The sequence below is a fragment of the Pikeienuella sp. genome (assembly GCF_046290545.1).
Lineage (GTDB): Bacteria > Pseudomonadota > Alphaproteobacteria > Rhodobacterales > Rhodobacteraceae > Pikeienuella.
In genome coordinates, this window is record NZ_JBKAGV010000015.1 from 136,077 (window position 1) to 155,023 (window position 18,947).

At 72.5% G+C, this 18,947-nt stretch carries 17 protein-coding genes; 5 read left to right on the forward strand and 12 right to left on the reverse strand.

The genetic code is table 11. The annotated features are described in order from the left end of the window. Positions 1 to 712: 712 nt before the first annotated feature. The 5 genes from ACE37J_RS14320 to ACE37J_RS14340 form a co-directional block, all read right to left on the reverse strand. Positions 713 to 2,104 (reverse strand): amidase family protein, encoded by a 1,392-nt coding sequence (locus ACE37J_RS14320; protein ID WP_409712074.1) that lies wholly within the window; start codon positions 2,102 to 2,104, stop codon positions 713 to 715. After that, positions 2,101 to 3,264, reverse strand: coding sequence for a serine hydrolase domain-containing protein (locus ACE37J_RS14325; protein ID WP_409712076.1), 1,164 nt, complete (start codon positions 3,262 to 3,264; stop codon positions 2,101 to 2,103). The genes ACE37J_RS14320 and ACE37J_RS14325 overlap by 4 nt, the downstream gene beginning before the upstream one ends. A 377-nt stretch (positions 3,265 to 3,641) precedes the next feature. Further along, positions 3,642 to 4,331, reverse strand: coding sequence for an orotate phosphoribosyltransferase (locus ACE37J_RS14330; protein ID WP_409712078.1), 690 nt, complete (start codon positions 4,329 to 4,331; stop codon positions 3,642 to 3,644). Between the two features lie 2 nt (positions 4,332 to 4,333). Further along, the gene (gene pyrC / locus ACE37J_RS14335; RefSeq protein ID WP_409712080.1) at positions 4,334 to 5,371 is read right to left on the reverse strand and encodes a dihydroorotase; all 1,038 of its coding nucleotides are present in this window, start codon (positions 5,369 to 5,371) and stop codon (positions 4,334 to 4,336) included. A gap of 61 nt (positions 5,372 to 5,432) precedes the next feature. Beyond that, positions 5,433 to 5,744: a YegP family protein gene (locus ACE37J_RS14340; RefSeq protein WP_409712082.1), complete on the reverse strand. Its 312-nt coding sequence runs from the start codon at positions 5,742 to 5,744 to the stop codon at positions 5,433 to 5,435. Positions 5,745 to 5,959: 215 nt separating this feature from the next. Here ACE37J_RS14340 and ACE37J_RS14345 point away from each other — a divergent pair, with 215 nt between their 5' ends. Continuing rightward, positions 5,960 to 6,790: a tetratricopeptide repeat protein gene (locus ACE37J_RS14345; RefSeq protein ID WP_409712084.1), complete on the forward strand. Its 831-nt coding sequence runs from the start codon at positions 5,960 to 5,962 to the stop codon at positions 6,788 to 6,790. A gap of 30 nt (positions 6,791 to 6,820) precedes the next feature. Here ACE37J_RS14345 and ACE37J_RS14350 read toward each other — a convergent pair whose 3' ends face one another. The 3 genes from ACE37J_RS14350 to metG form a co-directional block, all read right to left on the reverse strand. Then, a complete protein-coding gene (locus ACE37J_RS14350) occupies positions 6,821 to 8,059 on the reverse strand; it encodes an adenylate/guanylate cyclase domain-containing protein (RefSeq protein ID WP_409712086.1) in 1,239 nt (412 codons plus the stop codon). Beyond that, positions 8,049 to 8,795, reverse strand: coding sequence for a hypothetical protein (locus tag ACE37J_RS14355; RefSeq protein ID WP_409712088.1), 747 nt, complete (start codon positions 8,793 to 8,795; stop codon positions 8,049 to 8,051). Before ACE37J_RS14355 ends, ACE37J_RS14350 begins: the two co-directional genes overlap by 11 nt. 79 nt (positions 8,796 to 8,874) lie before the next feature. Continuing rightward, on the reverse strand, positions 8,875 to 10,593 hold the full coding sequence (gene metG, locus ACE37J_RS14360) for a methionine--tRNA ligase (RefSeq protein WP_409712090.1): 1,719 nt from the start codon (positions 10,591 to 10,593) through the stop codon (positions 8,875 to 8,877). A gap of 171 nt (positions 10,594 to 10,764) precedes the next feature. On the opposite strand from metG, the gene ACE37J_RS14365 reads away from it, so the two are divergent. After that, positions 10,765 to 11,463, forward strand: a complete 699-nt coding sequence (locus tag ACE37J_RS14365) for a hypothetical protein (RefSeq protein WP_409712092.1) — start codon at positions 10,765 to 10,767, stop codon at positions 11,461 to 11,463. Beyond that, positions 11,460 to 12,269, forward strand: a complete 810-nt coding sequence (locus tag ACE37J_RS14370) for a hypothetical protein (RefSeq protein WP_409712094.1) — start codon at positions 11,460 to 11,462, stop codon at positions 12,267 to 12,269. Before ACE37J_RS14365 ends, ACE37J_RS14370 begins: the two co-directional genes overlap by 4 nt. Here the strand turns inward: ACE37J_RS14370 and ACE37J_RS14375 are convergent. Further along, positions 12,256 to 12,879: a hypothetical protein gene (locus tag ACE37J_RS14375; RefSeq protein ID WP_409712096.1), complete on the reverse strand. Its 624-nt coding sequence runs from the start codon at positions 12,877 to 12,879 to the stop codon at positions 12,256 to 12,258. The genes ACE37J_RS14370 and ACE37J_RS14375 overlap by 14 nt on opposite strands. A gap of 200 nt (positions 12,880 to 13,079) precedes the next feature. Between ACE37J_RS14375 and ACE37J_RS14380 the strand changes: the two genes are divergently transcribed. Next, a complete protein-coding gene (locus ACE37J_RS14380; RefSeq protein ID WP_409712098.1) occupies positions 13,080 to 14,849 on the forward strand; it encodes an ABC transporter transmembrane domain-containing protein in 1,770 nt (589 codons plus the stop codon). Positions 14,850 to 14,860: 11 nt separating this feature from the next. Continuing rightward, positions 14,861 to 15,046: a hypothetical protein gene (locus ACE37J_RS14385; protein WP_409712100.1), complete on the forward strand. Its 186-nt coding sequence runs from the start codon at positions 14,861 to 14,863 to the stop codon at positions 15,044 to 15,046. Positions 15,047 to 15,271: 225 nt separating this feature from the next. On the opposite strand, the gene ACE37J_RS14390 is transcribed toward ACE37J_RS14385, so the two are convergent. Genes ACE37J_RS14390 through ACE37J_RS14400 form a run of 3 tightly spaced genes read right to left on the reverse strand, consistent with a single transcriptional unit; the run spans position 15,272 to position 18,947 of the window. Further along, a complete protein-coding gene (locus ACE37J_RS14390; protein ID WP_409712102.1) occupies positions 15,272 to 16,438 on the reverse strand; it encodes a M24 family metallopeptidase in 1,167 nt (388 codons plus the stop codon). Further along, positions 16,435 to 18,456, reverse strand: a complete 2,022-nt coding sequence (locus ACE37J_RS14395) for a secretin N-terminal domain-containing protein (protein ID WP_409712104.1) — start codon at positions 18,454 to 18,456, stop codon at positions 16,435 to 16,437. Before ACE37J_RS14395 ends, ACE37J_RS14390 begins: the two co-directional genes overlap by 4 nt. Then, positions 18,453 to 18,947 (reverse strand): hypothetical protein, encoded by a 495-nt coding sequence (locus ACE37J_RS14400; protein ID WP_409712106.1) that lies wholly within the window; start codon positions 18,945 to 18,947, stop codon positions 18,453 to 18,455. Before ACE37J_RS14400 ends, ACE37J_RS14395 begins: the two co-directional genes overlap by 4 nt.

Here is an 18,947-nt window from a genome sequence, read left to right on the forward strand (position 1 = left end):
CTTCCCGAACGTCGAAGATCGGGCCGTGCACGCCGCGGCGGGCGCGGAACGCGCCCGGCCCGTTTGAACGTGGGGGAGCGGCGGGCGCGGGCTGATCTGACGCGGGTCAGATCAGCCGGGCGCTCATGGCGCTGTCGGCGCGGTATGGGGGCGGGGCTTCGCGCGCGTCTTCGGGGCGCGCCTTCGCTTCGAGTTGCGGATCGCCCTCCCCCTGACCCCCGCCGCAGGCGAGAGGGGGGAGCGCGGGGCGCGGGGTGAGGCGCGGGAAGGCGCGGTGGGAGAGACAAGGCCCCGGCCTTGAGCCGGGGCCCCGACGGGCGGTCCGCTTCGTTCGTCGGGGCCCCGGATCAGGTCCGGGGCTGCGGGAGGGGCGGGAGTGGGGCGCCTGAAAGCGAGGGGGCTGCGAAGCGCGGGGCGGCGCTTGCCCGTCGCCATTTCTCCCCCGCCCCATCGGTCCCCGGCGGGAGACGTTCGCCACGGCCCCGATCAGCGGCTTTCCGGTGGAAAGCCGCAGGGGCCGTTCGGCCGGAGCCCCTGCGGAGGCCGAGGGGGGCCGAGCCGCCGCGTCGGTCGGAAATCGGGCCGTGGTCGTCGCGGCGAGCGCGGAAACGCGGTCGCCGGGGGGCGACGACCGCGGGCCGATTTGACGCGGGTCAAATCGGCCGGGCGCTTTTGGCCGACGCCGCGCAGTGTTCGGTCAGTTGATCGTCTCTCAGGGCTCCGCGATCCCCGGCTTCTCGCCCCGCGCCTCGATCGCCGCCATCGCGGCGAGGAGGATATCCTCCCGGAACCTTGGCGCGACGAGTTGGGCGCCGATAGGGGCGCGGCCCGCCTCCATGTCGCAGAAGCCGGTGAAGACGCTGGCCGCGGGGACGCCCATCAGCGGCAGGCCGCATTGCGGCAGCATCGCCTCGTAGCACCTCGCGAAATCCGTCTGGTCGAGCTGGTCCGGGAAGGGCGGTTCGGCCGAGACGGGGAGGATGAGGAGCGGGCGGTCCTGAAGGAACATCTGCCACTGGCGGAGGAAGGCGAGGCGGGCCTGGAGCGCGTCCATCACGTCGAAGAGGGAGGGTTCGGGGCAGATCTTCTCCATCTCCGCGAAGGTGTGGAGCGCGTCCCTGTCCCCCTCCTTCTCCACGATGGGGCCGGCGCGGCGCATCTCGGCGAGCCAGAGGCGGAGCTGGAGGCGGGCGGGTTCGCGGAGGGGCGGGGCCTCGGCCTCCGCCACGTCCCATCCGGCGTCCCGGAGCCGGGCGGCCGTGTCGCGGAGCGCGGCCTCGACCTGCGGCGTGGTGGCGAGCCCCTCCGGGTTCACGCAGAGCGCGGCGCGCTTCGGGAAGTCGCCCATCGCGAGGGGGAGAGGGACGTGCCAGGGGTCGCGGAGATCGGGGGCGATCATCGCCTCCATCGCGAGGCGAAGATCGGCGACGGAGCGCGCCTTCGGGCCGGAGACGGCCATGAGCTGGGCGCCGATGTGACGATCCGCGCCCGAGGGGTTGAAGGCGGCGACGCGGCCCTGGGTGGGGCGAATGCCGTGGAGGCCGCAGGCATAGGCGGGGTAGCGGACTGAGCCGGCGATGTCCGTCCCGTGGCCGATGGCGCCGATGCCCGCGGCGGTCGCCGAGGCGGCGCCCCCCGACGAGCCGCCGGGGGTGAGGGCGGGGTTCCAGGGGTTCTTCGTCCAGCCGCGAAGGGAATTCCGCGTGAACCAGCGGAGCGAGAAGGCGGGCGTGTTGGTGCGCCCGACGATCACGGCGCCGGCGCGGCGGAGATTGGCGACGACGGGATTGTCTTCGGCGGCGACGAGGCCGGCCTGCATCCGGAGGCCGTTCGTGGTGGGAAGGCCCGTCTGGTCCACGTTCTCCTTCGTCGTCACGGGGACGCCGGCGAGGGGGCCGGGATCGCGGCCCGCCTTCACGGCTTCGTCCACCGCGTCGGCGGCTTCGAGCGCCTCCGCGTCGATGCGGAGGACGACGGCGTTGATCTGCGGGTTCGCCTCGTCGATGCGGGCGAGGGCGGCCTCCGCCATGTCCCGCGCTTTCACCTCGCCGGAACGGACGCGGGCGGCGGTCTCTTCGGCGGAGAGGCGCCAGAGCGCGCTCACGATACGGCCCGGCGGATCGCGTCCACCGTCTCCAGCACCTTCATGGTGGTGGGCGTGTCCGTCGGCTCGTGGCGGGAGGAGAACCAGGCGACGGAAAGGCGCTTCGCCCGGTCCGCGAAGACGAACTGGCCGTGGATGCCGAGGCCGTGGATGAGCGGCTCCGCCTCCCGCTGGACATACCATTTCGCGCGGTAGTGCATGGGGCGGCCGGGGAAATGCTCGAAGAAGTCGCCCGTGTTCCAGGCCTCCGCGTCCCCGTTCTTCTCGATCTGGTCGATCCAGCTTTCGGGGATGATCTGCCGCCCCTCGCGCCGCCCTCCGTCTGCGACCATCATGCCGACGCGGGCGAGGTCCCGCGCCGTGAAGCTCTTGCCGCCCGCGGCGCGGGCGCCGCCGATCCGGTCCACCGTGATCTCGCCCGCGCGCTCGGCGCCGAGGGGCTTCCAGAGCCTCTCGGAGACGAGATCGGCGTAGCGGAGGCCCGTCGCCCGCTCGAACACCCAGGCGAGGAGGTCGGTGTTGACGGAGACATAGTGGAAGCGGCCGCCATGCGGGCCGTCCCGCTCCGTCATTTTCGCCATGAAGGAACGCAGGTCCCCGGCGTCACGACCGGCGGGGACGGGGTTCCAGTTCGCGGCGAAGCGGTAGTCGACGATGGGGCCCTCCGTGGCGAGGTAATCCTCCTCGAAGAGGACGCCCGCGCGCATGTCGAGCAGCTGGCCGACCGTCACGTCGGCATAGGCCGTGCCTTCGAGCTCGGGGACGTATTTCGCGGCGAGGTCGGATTCGGCCAGCTCGCCCCGCTCGACCAGCGTTCCGGCGACGAGGCCGAGCATGGATTTCGAGACGGAGAAGAGGATGTGCGGGCTCGCGGCGCTCATGCCGCGGCGGTAGGTTTCGTGGACGAGCCTGCCCTCGTGGATGATCGCCACCGCGTCCGCCGCGGTTTCGTCCATCGCGGCTTCGAGGTTGACGGCGGAGAGGTCGATCTTCCCCTCGGGGAGGGCCCAGACATTCGCCGGGTCATTGGCGATTTCTGCGGTGGGCACGATCTCCCGCACATGGTGGAAGGCCCAGCGGCTCCAGGGCGCGTGGCGCCAGTTGGCCAGGGTCGCGCGGTCCTCCAGGGCGGGGGGGAAGCCCTGCATGATGCTCGTCATCGTCGTTCCCTCGTCGGTCGGGTTTCTTGTTGTCCGGACCTGGGGAAGCGGAGATGGCGGGCGGGCAAGGGGATTCGGCTCGGGCCGGGGGAGGGCGGGGCTGGCGCGCGCGCCGGTCTTGTCCCCGGCCTCGATCAGCATCTCTCCGGGGGAGAGATGCCGAGGCCGTCGCCCGGAGGCGCAAGCCGCAGGGCGAGGGGCGCCAAGCCGCCGCATCGGTTGAAGATCGGGCCGTGACCGCCGCGGTGGGCGCGGTGACGCGCCCGCCGGGGGGCGGCGGGCGCGGGCCGATCAGCCGCGGGTCTGATCGGCCGGGCTCTTTCGACTGCGATCAGCGCCGAAGTCCCGACGTTGAAGAAGTCGGCGGCGAGCCCTGCTCAGCCCGTCTCCGCCCCGCCATGCGCGGCGGACCAGCCGTGCGGGTCGGCCAGGAACTCGCCCACCGCGTCCAGCGTCTTCTCGTCGAAATGGCGCTGGGCGCGGGCCTCGGCCAGCACGTCCCGCCAGGTGGCGAGGTGGTGCAGCGTCAGGCCGGCCTCGGCCAGCGATTCCCGCGAGCCGGCGAAGATGTCGTAGAAGAAGAGGACGAGCGTGTGGTCGCAGCGCGCGCCCGTCTTGCGGATCGCCTCCGCGAATTTCAGCTTGGAGCCGCCATCCGTCGTCAGGTCCTCGACGAGGAGGACGCGCTGGCCTTCGAAGATAACGCCCTCGATCTGCGCGTCGCGGCCGAAGCCCTTCGGCTTCTTGCGGACATATTGCATCGGCAGGCCCATGCGCTCCGCGATCCAGGCGGCGAAGGGGATGCCCGCCGTCTCCCCGCCCGCCACGGCGTCGAACGCCTCGAACCCGGCGTTGCGCATCAGCTTCGAGACGGCGAAATCCATCAGGGCGGAGCGGATGCGGGGATAGGAGATGAGCTTCCGGCAGTCGATATAGACCGGGCTCGAAAGGCCGGAGGTGAACTTGTAGGGCGGGTCGGGGCGGAAGTGCACCGCCTGCACCTCGAGCAGCATCCGCGCGGTCTGCCGCGCCATAAGCGCCTCGTCGGGGAAGGAATTCGCGAACATCGTCACCTCGCGACGCGCCAGTGGAGGGGGAAGCCCGGGTCGAAGACGGTGACGGGGCCCTCGCCCGTCTCCAGCTTCGCAGGGTAGGGGACGGGGGCGGCGCCTTTCTCCAGCGTGATCTGGTCGGCGTTCGGCGCCATGCCGTAGAAATCCGGGCCGTTGAGGGAGGCGAAGGCCTCCAGCCGGTCCAGCGCGCCCGCCTCCTCGAAGACATGGGCGAGGCAGGCGAGGGCGACGGGCGCGGTGAAGCAGCCGGCGCAGCCGCAGGCGGTCTCCTTCAGCGGGTCCACATGCGGCGCCGAATCGGTGCCGAGGAAGAAGGAGCGGGAGCCCGAGGTCGCCGCCTCCACCAGCGCGAGGCGGTGAGTCTCCCGCTTCGCGACGGGGAGGCAGTAGTAATGCGGGCGGATGCCGCCGGCGAGGATGTGGTTGCGGTTTATGATGAGGTGATGGACGGTGATCGTCGCCGCCAGGCCCTCCCCGCCCTCCCGCGCATAGGTCGCGCCCTCCGCCGTCGTCACATGCTCCATGACGACGCGGAGCGTGGGGTTGCGGCGGCGGATCGGGTCCAGCACCCGGTCGATGAAGACCGCCTCCCGGTCGAAGATGTCCACCGCCGGGTCCGTCACCTCGCCATGGACGCAGAGCGGCAGGCCGATCTCGGCCATCCGCTCCAGCACGGGCTGCACCTTGTCGAAGTTCCGCACGCCGGAGGCGGAATTGGTCGTCGCCCCGGCGGGATAGAGCTTCACGGCGTGGACGAGGCCCTCCGCATGGGCGGCGGCGACGTCATCCGCCTCCGTCGCCTCGGTGAGGTAGAGCGTCATCAGCGGCGTGAAGCCCGCGGCGCCCGGCGCGGCGAGGATGCGCTGGCGATAGGCGCGGGCGTCCGCCCCCGTCACGACGGGGGGGACGAGATTGGGCATGATGATCGCGCGCGCGAAATCGCGCGCGCTTTCAGCCGTCACGGCTTCCAGCATGGCCCCGTCCCTGAGATGGAGGTGCCAGTCGTCGGGGCGGCGGATCGTCAGGCTGGTCATGCGGGCTCCTCGGGGCGCAGGGTCGTCTTAGCGGCGCCGGCGCGAGCCCGCAATCGCGGGCTCAGCCCTGCCAGCCCTGACGGGCGGCGTTCGCCTCGCAATCGGACTTCTTCTTGTAGCCCTCGGAGGCGGCGCCGATGATGTTCCCGTTGACGGCCTTGCGCCGCCAGCGCCATTCGCCGCGCTTGTCCTCGTAGAACTCCCACTTGTCCTTCGGGTTCGGCCCTCGGTTCATGTTGGCTTCGCAATCGGATTTTTTCTCGTAGCCCTCGGTGGCTGCGCCGACGATCTGGCCGTTGGAGGCTTTCCGCCGCCAGCGCCATTCGCCACGCTTGTCCTGATAGACTTCGAACGTATCGTTTTCCCCGACCATAATAGTCATTCCCTGTCTGTCCGGCGGCGCATCGCCCCGGAGGTTCTTGTTGGCCCCGAAGGGTGACGGATGATGCGTGAGGCCCCCGCCCCGCGCAAGTTTTCGTTAAGCGCGCGTGATGGCCGAAAGGGGGCGGGGCGGCGGCGGGGAATGGGCGCTTCCAAGGCTCTTGCGGGGCGATTGGCGCCCGGGCCGGGGCGGCCTATGGTGCCGGGATGAAACGCGCGCTTCTTCTCCTGTTCCCGCTTGTCCTCGCCGCGCCGGCTCCGGCCGCGGCGCAGGACGGCTCTCTCGCCCGCTGCGGCGCGCTCTCCGCCCCGGCGGCGGAGGTGGCGCATCATTGCCGGCGGGCGCTGGAGCGGGGCGGGCTGCGGGCCGAACAGGCCTTCGCCGCCGGGCTCAATCTCGGCGACGCGCTCATCGCGCTCGGCCGGGCGGGGGAGGCGAAGGCGGCCTTCGCCGCCGCGGCGGAGACGGGGCGGGAGGCGGGGCTTGACCGCGTGGAGCTGCATCTCGGCATCGCCCGCGCGGAGGAGGCGCTGGGGGACCGCCGCGCCGCCGCGACGGCGTTCGACCGCGCGCTCGCGCTCGCGCCCCGCAGCGTCGACGTGCGGCTGGCGCGCGGGGCGTTCTGGCTCAGGCTCGGGCAGGGGGAGGCGGCGCTGGAGGAGTTCGACGCCGCGCTCCGGCTCGACGGGGGGGATGCGGATGCGCGTTTCAACCGCGGGCTCACGCTGCTCACGCTCGGGCGGGACGGGGCGGCGGAGGCGGATTTCTCCGCCGTGATTCGCGATTATCCGCGCGATTCGGGCGCCTTCTTCCACCGCGCCCGGGCGCGGGAGGCGGCGCGGCCCGAGGCGGCGCTTGGCGATTACGACGAGGCCGCCGCGCTCGCCCCCGAATGGGCCGACCCGTGGCTCGCCTCGGCGCGGCTGCTGGACCGTGTGGGACGGCGGGAGGACGCGAACGCCCGCTATCGCCGCGCCTTCGAGCTCGGGGCGAAGGACCCGGCGCTGCTGGAGCGGATCCGCGCGCTCGGGGGGTGAGGACGCCCGGCGCGACGGCCGGACAGTCGCTCAGGAGGCGGCGCGGACGTAGTCCGCCGAGAACGCGTCCCGCTCGCAGCGGCGGATGAAGAGCTCCACCGGCTGGGGCACGCCGGCGAGGGCCTGCGGGCCGAGGCTCGCCCAGCAATCCGGCTCCACCGCGGCGATCTCCTTCGTCACCAGCACGGCGCGGCCGAGGGTCTTGGAGGCGTCGTCCATCCGCGCCACCTCGTTCACCACCGCGCCGATCACGGAGAAGGAGAGCCGCGCGGGCACGCCGACATTGCCGAACATCACCTCGCCGGCGGCGATGGAGATGGAGAAGCGGAGCGGCAGGTCCGGCGTCTCGGCCAAGGCCGCCTCCCGCCGGAGGAGGGCGGCTTCCATCGCGCGGAGCGCGGCGCGCGCCGCCTCCGGCCCGCCGATATCCCCCTCGATCGGAAAGATGGCGAGGGCCGCATCCCCCACATAGTCGAGAATCTCGCCGCCCTCGTCGATCACCGGCTGGGCGGCGCAATCGAAATAGGTCTTGAGAAGCGTGAGATAGACGTCCGGCTCCAGGCTCTCGGCCAGATGGGTCGAGCCGCGGAGATCGACGTAATAGACGACGGCGCGGATCTTCGCTCCGTCTCCGCGCCGGATCTCCCCGGCCAGCGCCTTCGCGCCCGCGGTCGGCCCGAGATAGGTATGGGCGAGGTTGACCGTGACCCGCTGCTGGATCGCGACGCGGCAGGCGACGGCGAAACTGCGCTGGATGCGGTTCAGCGCCTCGATATCCGCCCGGGTGAACCCCGTCTCCCGCTTCGTCGCCCAGGAGCCGATGATGCCCGTCCCCCGCCCCTCGAATTGCTGCACCTCGGCGATGCGGAAGCTGGAGGCGGTCATCAGATAGTCGGTATAGCCCTGCTCCCGGAACTCGTGCAGCACGTCGAAATCCAGCAGCGCGTCAGGCCCGACGAGGCGGCGGCGGAGACGGTTCAGCCCGTGGGTGAGGACGTGGTAGAACGGGCTCCTGAGCCAGCCCTCCGTCTGCCGGTTGGCGTGGGAATACTGGTGGAGCTTCGCGCCCTCCTCCGGGTTCCAGAAGATCTGCTCGGCCTGGAAGAGCGGATGGAGCGTCGGCCATGTCAGGGCCGCGCGCTGGAGCGGCACGCCGATGCCGGCGAGGCGGGCGCAGAGCTGCTCGAACAACTGCTCGATATCCGGCTCGCCCAGCGACCGGTCGATCAGCCAGCTCTCGATTTCCTGGATCAGGCCGTCATGCGACATGCGCCGAAGATAAGTCGCGCGGGGCGGGAGCGCCAGCCTCGCGGGCGCCCGTCTCCCTGAAGCCGGCGCCGATATGGACCCCGTCCGCCACTTTCCGCGCCATGTCCCGCGCGATGAGGGCCTCCACCGCGCGTTCGAGCTGCGGCGCGCGGCGGAGCGCGGCGGCGAGCCGGTCCCTCCGCCAGCGGATCGCGGCGCCGCCGGCTTCGAGCGCGACGGTGGCGGAGGCGGGCTCCTTCAGCACGAAGCTGATCTCCCCGATGAAGGTCATCGCCGGGAGGGCGAAGCGGCGCCCGGCCTTTTCCGCCGTCGCTTTGCCGCGCGTGACGAACCAGAGATATTCGGGCGTGACGCCTTCCGTCGTCAGCTTCAGCGCGCGGGCGGGCTCCACCGGCTCGCCGAGCCGCATGAGCGCGCGGAACTCGCCCGGCTGAAGCCCGCGCATCGCCGCGAAAACGGGGCGGGAGGCGGCGGGGAGGATGGTGAAGTGGCGGCTGTAGAGGAGCCGCAGCAGCCCGAAGAGATTGGCGGCGTTGATCGCGAGGCTCGCCGCGATGGCGCCCCAGAGCGGCTCCGGCCGCATGTAGTAATAGGCGATGTAGAAGGCGGAGCCGAGGAGAAGGAGCGTGCGGAGCGCCGCCTGGTCCCGGAACAGGAAGCCGAGGATATAGGCCAGCGTGGCGCAGGCGAGGAGCCACCCGCCGCCCGCCAGAGTCTCCGCCATGATCGCCTGCATGTCGCCCTCGCCCGCCTGCCTTCAACCGCAGATAGCGCGGCGCGCGCGGGGGCGGGAGTGCAGGGCTGCACGCGGCGGCTCAGCCCTTGCCGGCGAAGCGGGCCTCCAGCGCCTCCCGCCGCTCGTCGTCCAGCTTCGCGAAGAGGACGTCCGGCGTCGTGAAGGCGTGGCCTTCGGGGAGGGCGGCGAGCGCCGCCTCCGCGCTCTCCGGCCAGGGTTCGTTCTCCGGCAGGCCGAGCGCGGCGAGCATCGCGCCCGATGCGTCCGGGATGAAGGGGCGGGAGAGGATGGCGTAGAGGCGGACGAGGTTGAGGCCCGTGCGGACGATCATCGCCGCCTCCTCCGGGTTTTCCTTCACCTTCGTCCAGGGCGCGGCGCGCTGCAGATATTCGTTGCCCGCGACCCAGATCGCGCGGAGCGCCTGCGCCGCGCGGCGGACCTCGATCGCCTCCATCGCGCGCTCGTAATCGCCAAGGCGCTGGGCAAGCTCCGCCGCCAGCGCCGCCTCCTCCGGCCCCGGCGCGCCGCCCGCGGGCAGCGCCTCGCCGAAGCGGGCGCGGCAGAACTTCGTGATGCGGGAGACGAAGTTGCCGAGGACGTCCGCCAGATCCTTGTTCACGCCGTTCTGGAAGCTTTCCCAGGTGAAGTCGGAATCCGAGCTTTCGGGGACGTTGGAGAGAAGCCACCAGCGCCAGTAATCGGCGGGGAGGATCTCTAGCGCCTGGTCCATGAACACGCCGCGGCCGGAGGAGGTGGAGAATTTCCCGCCCTCGTAATTGAGATAGTTGAAGCTCTTGATGTAGTCCACGAGCTTCCACGGTTCGGCCGAGCCCATCAGCGTGGCGGGGAAGGAGAGGGTGTGGAAGGGCACGTTGTCCTTCCCCATGAACTGGGTGTAGCGGACATCGCCCGCCCCTTCGTCCGCGCGCCACCAGCGGCGCCAGCCGTCCTCCCCGAGCCCGTGCGCGTCGGCCCATTCCGCCGTCGCGGCGATGTATTCGACGGGCGCGTCGAACCAGACGTAGAAGACCTTGCCCTCCATCCCGGGCCAGGGCTTTTCCCCCTTCTGCACGGGGATGCCCCAGTCGAGATCGCGGGTGATGGAGCGGTCCTGCAACCCTTCGCCGTCATCCAGCCATTTCCGGGCGATGGAGGTGGTGAGGATCGGCCATCCCTCCCGCGTGTCGATCCATTCGCGGAGATGCGCGCGCATGGCGGACTGGCGGAGATGGAGGTGCTTCGTCTCCCTGACTTCGAGATCGGTGGAGCCGGATATGGCTGAGCGGGGGTTGATGAGGTCGGTCGGGTCGAGCTGCTTCGTGCAGTTCTCGCACTGGTCTCCGCGGGCCTTCTCGTAGCCGCAATTCGGGCAGGTCCCCTCGATGTAGCGGTCGGGGAGGAAGCGGCCGTCCGCCTTCGAATAGACCTGCCGCTCCATCACCTCGTCGATCAGCCCGGCGGCGGCGAGGCGCTCCGCGAAATGCTGGGTCAGGCGGCGGTTACGGTCCGAGGAGGAGCGGCCGAAATGGTCGAAGGAAAGGCGGAACCCGTCCGCGATGTCCTTCTGCACGCGCCACATCCGGGCGCAGTATTCGGCCACGGGCTCCCCGGCCTTCGCGGCGGCGAGTTCCGCCGGGGTGCCGTGCTCGTCCGTCGCGCAGATGAAGAGCACCTCGTGGCCGCGGGCGCGCATGTAGCGGGCGTGAAGGTCCGCCGGCAGCTGCGAGCCGACGAGATTCCCGAGATGCTTGATCCCGTTGATATAGGGCAGGGCGGACGTGATGAGGATGCGCGCCATCGAGGCCTCCGAAGCAGGTGCGGGCGCTATAGCGGATTGCGGCGGCGAGGGCGAGGCGGGGGGCGAGCGGGGGGCGAGGCGGGGAGATGCGGGGGCGGGCGCAACGGCTCGATTCGCCGGAAATTAGGAAGCTTCCGTTAACCCTGCTCTCCGCAGCAACCGGAGAGAGCCATGAACATCCCCGCCCTTCGCGCCGCCCTTTCGGGCGCGGCGCTCCTCCTCTCCGCCTGCGCGCCTCACTGGACGCCCGACGGGGCGCCAGACGGGGCGCCAGACGGGACGCCGGAGCGCGCGCCGGTCGTGATCGGCCCGCGGCGCGCGGGGCTCCTCGCGCTCGACGCGCTGGCGCCGGCCTTCGGCGGCGCGGCGCGACCCACGGAGGCCGACTGCGCCATGCGCTACGCCATCGCGGCGCTGCGCGCGCGATGCGTCGCGCTGGCGGGGGACAGGGCCGCGCTCGTCGCCGATCTTCCGCGTCTTCGCGCGCTCGCCGCGGCGATGGCGGCTGTGGGCGCGGCGGCGGAGGAGACGCGGTTCCTCGCCGCCATGGATGCGCTTTTCGATCCGCTCGCGGGCCGGTCCGCGCCTTCGGGCGGCGTGGCGGCGCGGGATTTCGCGGCGGCGGAGCGGCGGCTCGCCGCGCTGCTCGCCGCGCCGGGGCCGGGCTGGGGCGCGGGCTCCCTCGCTTCGGTCATGGCGGCGGACGGCCCGGCGCTTCGCGCCGCCGAGGCCGCCGCGCTCGGCCCCCTTGTTGCGGCGGCGGAGGCGGCGCGGGCCGACTGGAGCGCCGCCGCGGCGCGGGCCGCCGCCCCGCTCCGCGCCCTCGCCGCCTATGAAGCCTCACTCGCCGCACAGGAGACCGAAGAATGAACCGCATCGACCTCGCCGGGCTGGACATGGCCGCGCTCTACGCCCTCGCGCGCGATCCCGCCTCCCCGCGGCCCCGGCGGGAGGCGGCGCGGGACGCGCTGCGCGGCATCCGCGCGGACACGCTTTCCCGCGCCCGCGCGGCGCTGGAGCCGCAGCCGGAGCCGGAAGCGCCGCAGCCGGCGACGGCGTCGCGCGCGCCCGCCGTCTCCCGCGCCACACGCCTGGAGGAGATCGGGGCGGAATACGAGGCGATGTTCGACGCGGCCGAGCCGCTCGCCGAGCGCGCGCACGAGATCGCCGCCTTCCGCGCCCGGCTCCGGCGCGGAGCGGACGCCTATCGCGCGGCGGAGGCGGAGACGGGGGTGCCGTGGATCTTCACCGGGCTCACGCACGGGCTGGAGGCGGGGTTCGACTTTTCCCGCCATCTCCATAACGGCGACCCGCTGACGGCGCGGACCGTGCGCGTCCCCGCCGGGCGGCCCGCCGCGGGCCAGCCGCCCTTTTCCTGGGAAGCGAGCGCGGCGGACGCGCTCCGCGGCCACGGGCTCCACCGGATCCGGGACTGGACGCTGGCGCGGCTCCTGTTCGAGCTCGAACGCTATAACGGCTTCGGCTATCGCCGCCGCGCGGCGCCGACGCCCTATCTCTGGAGCTTCTCCAACCAGTACCGGGCGGGGAAATACGTGAAGGACGGGGTCTATGACCCGGAGGCCGTCTCCCGCCAGGCGGGGGCGGCGACGGTGCTGAAGGCGATGATCCGGGCGGGGGAGATCGTGGCGCCGCCGCGGGCGTTCAGGTCAGCCTGAAGCCGATCCGCGCGCTCCGCCGGGCCATCTCGTCCGCCCAGGTCGGGCCCCATTCGGAGATGCGGCCTGTCGCGTGCAGCGAGTTCTGGAGGCTCCACGCCATGTTCGCGAAATGCCGGAGGCCGGGGGCGGCGAGCGCATCCTCCAGCATCGCGTCGAGCGAGCGGGCGAGCCCCTCCCCGAGGAGGGCGCGGATCGTCCCCGCCTCGGGATGCGGGTCGGCCGCGATGAGCGGAAAGCCGCGGCGGAGGCGCATCGCCTCCGACACGGCGCGGAGCGTGGAGCGGGCCAGGAAGGCGGCGCAGATCATGCCGAAGAGCCCGCGCGGCTCCGGCAGGCCGGGCGGCGGGCGGAGGAAGAAGCCCTCCGCCGCGCCGGTCAGCGGCTTCATCATCGCGTCCGCCCGCGCCTGCCCCGCCGCGGTGGCGCAGGATTCGATGAGCCGCACCGTCTCCCGCACGTAGCGGGCGCCCATCTCTGCGATCGCCGCCTCGTCCTCCGGGCCCAGCGCGACGCCCTGCGCCCCGGCGAGGGCGGAGACGCGGCGGCGGAATCCCTCCGTCGCCCGCGGATCGGCGAGGGCGGCGTCGACCGTGTCGCGAAGGATCATCGAGACCATCGGGGCTTCCGCTGCGGCGGCGCGGTACGCTGCGCCTTTCCAATACGCGACGAACACTCGGCGAATGCGCTTCATATAGCGCAAAAACGGGGTGATTCGCATGTGCGCGTCCGCAAGCCGCGGCCCGCCGCCTTGCCCGCGCCTTGCCCCTTGCCCCGCCCGCCGGTTAGATCGGCCCGCCGGGAGGGACGATGACCGAGATCAGAGCCAAGTCGAAGACCGTGAAGCCGCTCCGCGCGCTGGCGCCGTTCCTTGCGCCCTATCGCGGGACGGTGTTCGCGGCGCTGGCCGCGCTCGTCTCCACCGCCGTGCTGAGCCTGATCCTGCCGCTCGCCGTCCGCCGGGTCGTGGACGGGTTCGCGGAAGAGAGCGCGGCGCTGATGGACCGGTACTTCGCCGGCGCCATCGGCATCGCCGCGCTGCTGGCGGTGGCGACCGCGCTCCGCTTCTGGCTCGTCACCCGGCTCGGGGAGCGGGTGATCGCCGATATCCGGCGGGCGGTCTATGACCATGTGATCGGCATGAGCCCCGGCTTTTTCGAGCGGGCGATGACGGGCGAGGTGATCTCCCGCCTCACGACGGACACGACGCTGCTGCTCTCCGTCATCTCCTCCTCCGTCTCCATCGCGCTCCGCAACACGCTGATGTTCGCGGGCGGCATGGCGCTGATGATCTGGACCTCGCCGAAGCTGGCGGGCTTCGCGCTGCTGATCGTGCCGCTGGTGATCTTCCCGATCCTGATCCTCGGCCGGCGGGTGCGGAGCCTCAGCCGGGAGAGCCAGGACCGGGTGGCGGACAGTTCGGCGCAGGCCTCGGAGACGCTGCTGGCGGCGCAGACCGTGCTCGCCTTCACCGCCGAGGGCGCGAGCCGGGCGCGGTTCGGCGCGCTGACGGAGCAGGCCTTCGACGCGGCGCGGCGGCGCGTCGTCGTCCGCTCCTGGATGACGGCGATCGTGATCTTCCTCGTCTTCACCGGCATTGTCGGCGTGCTCTGGATCGGGGCGCGGGACGTGCGCTCCGGCGCGATGAGCCCGGGGGAGCTGGCGCAGTTCCTGATCTACGCCGTGATCGTTTCCGGCGCCGTCGCCGCGCTTTCCGAGATCTGGGGCGAGCTGCAGCGCGCGGCGGGGGCGACGGAGCGGCTGGTCGAATTGCTGGAGACGCCGGACCCGGTGGCGGCGCCCGCCGCGGCGCTGCCCCTGCCGGAGCCGGCGCGGGGGGCGATCCGCTTCGAGGGCGTGGACTTCCGCTATCCGCAGCGGCCGCTCGTCGCCGCGCTCGAAGGCTTCGACCTCGATGTGAAGCCGGGAGAGACGGTCGCGCTCGTCGGCCCTTCGGGGGCGGGAAAGACGACGGTGTTCCAGCTTCTCCAGCGGTTCTACGACATCGGGGCGGGGCGCATCCTCGTCGACGGCGCGGACATCGCGGAGATGGCACCGGCGGCGCTCCGCGCGCGCATCGCGCTCGTGCCGCAGGAGCCGGTGATCTTCGCCGCCTCGGCGCGGGAGAACATCCGCTTCGGCCGGCCGGGCGCTTCCGACGCCGATGTGGAGGCGGCGGCGAAGGCGGCGGCGGCGCACGAGTTCATCGCCGCGCTGCCCGAGGGCTATGACAGCTTCGTGGGGGAGCGGGGGGTGATGCTCTCCGGCGGGCAGAAGCAGCGCATCGCCATCGCCCGCGCGATATTGCGCGACGCGCCGGTCCTGCTGCTGGACGAGGCGACGAGCGCGCTCGACGCGGAATCGGAGCGGGCGGTGCAGCGGGCCTTCTCCCGGCTCGCGGCGGGGCGGACGACGCTGGTCATCGCGCATCGCCTCGCTACGGTGAAGCAGGCGGACCGGATCGTTGTGATGGAGGGGGGGCGGATCGTCGCCTCCGGCCGGCATGACGCGCTGGTGGCGGAGGGCGGGCTCTACGCCCGGCTCGCGCGGCTCCAGTTCACCGAGGGCGCGGCGGCGTAGGGGAGGGGCGCATGGACCCGTTCACGATCCTCATCATCCTCGCGATCTTCCTCGTTGGCGTCGTCTTGATGCTCGGCGGGGCGGTGCAGACCTTCCGGCGGCAGCCGGTGGTGGCGATCCTCTGCGTGATCTTCCTCTTCCCGATCTGGCTGATCTGGGCCTTCGTGGAGATCTTCCTGCCGCGGCCGGGGAAGTAGGGGCGAGGCCGGCCGCGCTCGGAGCGATGCGCGAAGGGGCGCGGCTTCCCTCGGGAGGTCGCCCCGGAGCGATTGGTTGCTGCGGTTTATGGCGTCAGGAACTCGAACGATTGCACATCTTGCGCCGTCGCGACGCGGCCTCCCTGGGGGGAGGGAGGCCGCGGCCCGGGCTTGTCGCCCGGGCCAAAGGGCGAACGGGAAGCGCCGCGCCCCCGCCCGGCCGGCTCACGCCGCCACAAAGATCTCCTGCGGGATGTCGGCGAGCCGCTCCCCGCCCTTCGGCGTGACGACGAAGCTTTCGGTGATCGCCACGCCCCATTCCGGCGTCCAGAGGCCGGGCATGAGGTGGAGGCACATGTTTTCCCGAAGCGCCGTCCGGTCCCCGATCCGGAGGCTCATCGTGCGCTCGCCCCAGTCCGGCGGGTAGGAGAGGCCGATGGAATAGCCGGTGCGGCTGGCTTTTTCGAAGCCGGCGCGGGCGAGGCTGGCGTAGACTTCCCGCGCCACGTCCTCGCAGAGCGCGCCGGGCTTCGCCGCCGCCATCGCGTCTTCGAGCGCGCGGATCACGGCGGCCTCGGCCCGGCGGAGGATCGCGGGGGGCTCGCCGAGATGGTAGGTGCGGCTGACGGGGCAGTGATAGCGGCGGTGGCAGCCCGAAATCTCGAAATAGGTCGCCTCGCCCTGCGCCATCGGGCGGTCGTTCCAGGTGATGTGGCTCGCGGAAGCCTCGACGCCCGAGGGGGCGATGGGCTGGATCGCGGGATAGTCGCCCCATGCGCCGGGGGCGCCGAGGATCGCGGCGCGCTGCACGTCGGCGACAAGCTCGTGCTTCGGGCGCCCCTCCGCCATCCCCTCCCTGACGGCGCGGTGCATGGCGGCGGTGATCTCCCCCGCTTTCCGCATCAGCGCGATTTCGGCGGGGGACTTCACGATCCGCCGCCAGTTCACGAGGCCGGTCGCGTCCGCGAAGCGGGCTTGCGGAAGGCCGCGCTTCAGCGCCTCGAAGGCGGCGGCGGAGAAATAGTAATTGTCCATCTCCACGCCGATCCGCCCCGCGGAGACGCCGCGCGCGGCGAGGTCCGCGGCGAGGCTGTCGAAGGCGTGGCGCGGCGGGTTCTGGATCAGCTCCTCGGAATAGGTCAGCACGCTTTCCCGCCCGATCCAGGCGGTGAGACAGGCGCCGGGCGCGTCCATCGGGCGGAGCCAGAGCAGGGGCTCGCCCGCACCGGTCACGATGGCGGCTTGCGGAACGTAGAAGCTCCAGCCGTCATAGCCGGTCAGCCAGTGCATGTTGGACGGGTCCGCGACGACGAGCGCGTCTAGCCCGGCCTCCGCCATCGCGGCGCGGACGCCTTCGAGCCGGGCGGCGTATTCCTCCCGCGAGAAGGTCATCCGTTCACCTGGCTGAAATCGGGGAGGATGGTGCGGCCGGGGCGGCGGAGGCGGACGGCGGCGGCGCGGCTGATCGCCTCGAACTCCGCGCGGAGCCTCGCGGTCAGGTCCTCCGCCTGTTCCGGGCTCGCGAGGATATGCGGGCGGAGGAGGGCGAGGAGTTCCGTGCGGCCCGCGCTCTGGTTCCGCCGGCCAAAGGCGGCGCCGAGGACGGGGATCTCGCCCAGCACCGGGATGCCGCGGCGGCCCACGGTCGAATTGTCCTGGATGAGACCGCCGAGAACGACAGTCTGGCCCGAGCGGATCGTCACGTCCGTCGTCACGGAACGGCGGGAGATGGTGGGGCTGTCGATGCCCGAGGTCGTCGTCGGCGTGACGGAGGAGATTTCCTGATCGACGCCGAGGCTGACGAAGCCGCCGGAATTCACCCGCGGGGTGACGCGGAGGGTGACGCCGGTATCCCGGTATTCGACGGAGTTGACGATGCGGGACGTGTCGTCGAACCCCTCCGCCGTCCGCGTCACGATCGGGACCTGGTCTCCGATCTGGAGCGTGGCGGCCTGACCGTCCCGCACCAGCAGTTTCGGGGAGGAGATGACGGTGACGTCGGAGACGTCGTCCAGCGCCTCGATGATCGCCTCCGGCCCGAGATTGGTGCCGACGGTGAAGGCGAAGCCGGGGAATTCGGGCGTGATGTTCGCGCCGGAATTGGTCAGCGTCACGCCCCCCTGCCGCCCGTTGAAGAGATTGCCGACGGAGAAGGCGTATTGCACGCCATAGCGCAGGCTGTCCCCCAGCGTGACTTCGAGGATGGTGGTTTCCACCAGCACCTGCATGGGCGCGCTGTCGAGCTGGCGGATGAGGTCCACCAGCGTGTCGAACTGGCGGGAGGCGGCGGCGATGACGAGGGCGTTCTTTTCCGCGTCCACCACGATGCGGGGCGCGCCCTCGCCCGGCGGGGCGCCTTCCTCCGTCGTCTCGGCGGCGAAGAGGGCGTTCAGCGCCTCGGCGAGGCTCGCGGCCGGGCGGTTCTGCACGCGGTAGACGAAGAGCCGCTGCGCCTCCGCCGCGCGCGGCCGGTCGAGCCGGCGGACCCATTCGAAGGCGCGGTCGAGCGTCGCCCCGTCCCGCGCCAGCAGCATGACGGCGCCGAGCCGGTCCAGCGGGACGATGCGGAGCCCGCCGGCGTCCAGCGTCCCTCCGTCCCCCTCCCGCGCGCCGGGCGAGGCGTCCCCGCCGAAGATGGCGGAAAGCTCGGCGGCGAGCGCGTCCGCCGGCGCGTTGGTGAGGCCGACGAGCATGACGGAATTGCCCGCCAGCGCGTCGATGTCGAGCGCGGCGACGGTGGCGCGCGCCACGTCCCGCTCCTCCGCCGTGCCGGTGACGATGACGGCGTTTCCGCCCGGGCCCGTCACCGTCCGCACCTGTTCGGGCGGAAGGGTGAGGGCGAGGGCGTTCGCGATCTCCTCCGGCGCGATGAAGCGGAGCGGGATCAGCTCCGCATCCCCCGCGGCGGCCCCGCCGGGGGCGACCCGCCAGACGCCGTTGACACGTTGGAGCGATAGCCCCTGCGCCTCCAGCGCGCCGCGGAAGGCGGAGAGGAGCGCGTCGGGCGGCAGCGGCGCCGGCGCCGAGAGGCTGACGAGGCCGGCTGCGGAGGGATCGACCACGTAAGGCAGGTTGAGCGCCTCCCCGAGCACGATGGCGGCCGCGTCCGCCACCGGCGCGTTCTCGAAGGCGAGGGAGATCGGCTCGCCCGTCAGCGCCGGGGCGCCGGCGAGCCGCGCGCCCGCGGGCGCGGCGGCGCGGGACTGGCCGAGGAGCGTCGCCCCGCCGCCCCGCGCGCCGCCCGCCTCGGCCACCACGGCCGCCGTCGGCGCGCCTTCGGCCGCCGGGGCCGCTGCGGCGCCGCCGTCGAGATGGCCGGCGGTGGAGAAGGGGGGCTGGAGCCCCTCGCCCTCCACGCAGGCCGAGAGCATCAGGGCGAGGGCCGCGAAGGCGCCGCTGGTCCGTCTCATTCCGTGCTCGCCCCCTCGCGTCTCACCGGCGCGACGACCGTCGCGCCGAGATGCCGGAAGGTCAAGCCGTCCAGCCCGACGGATATCAGCTCCGCCGCGCCTTCCGGCGTCTCCACGCTGTCGCCGGCGCGGAGGCGGAGGAGCCGCCCCTCCCGGTCCCGCAGCATGGCGAGGGCGGAGTCTCCGAGGACGACGACGCCCGCGATCTCGTAGGCGCCGAAGAGGAGCCCCGCGTTCGGGTCTGCAAGCGGCAGGCCCGGGGCTTCGGGCGGCGGCGGGCGGCGGGCGGCGGAGAAGAGCGGGCGGGCGAGGAAGGCGGAGAGGTCCGTCGTCGCCTCTTCCGGCGCGGCGAAGGCGGCGGGCGCGGCGGCGGCGGCCTCGGCCGCGGTCGGCGGCGGAGGGGCGCCGCGCGCCCCGAGCCAGGGAAGGGCGGCGAGGCCGGCGAAGCCGAGGCCGAGGAGGACGAGGAGGAGGGAGGCCGCGCCCTTCAC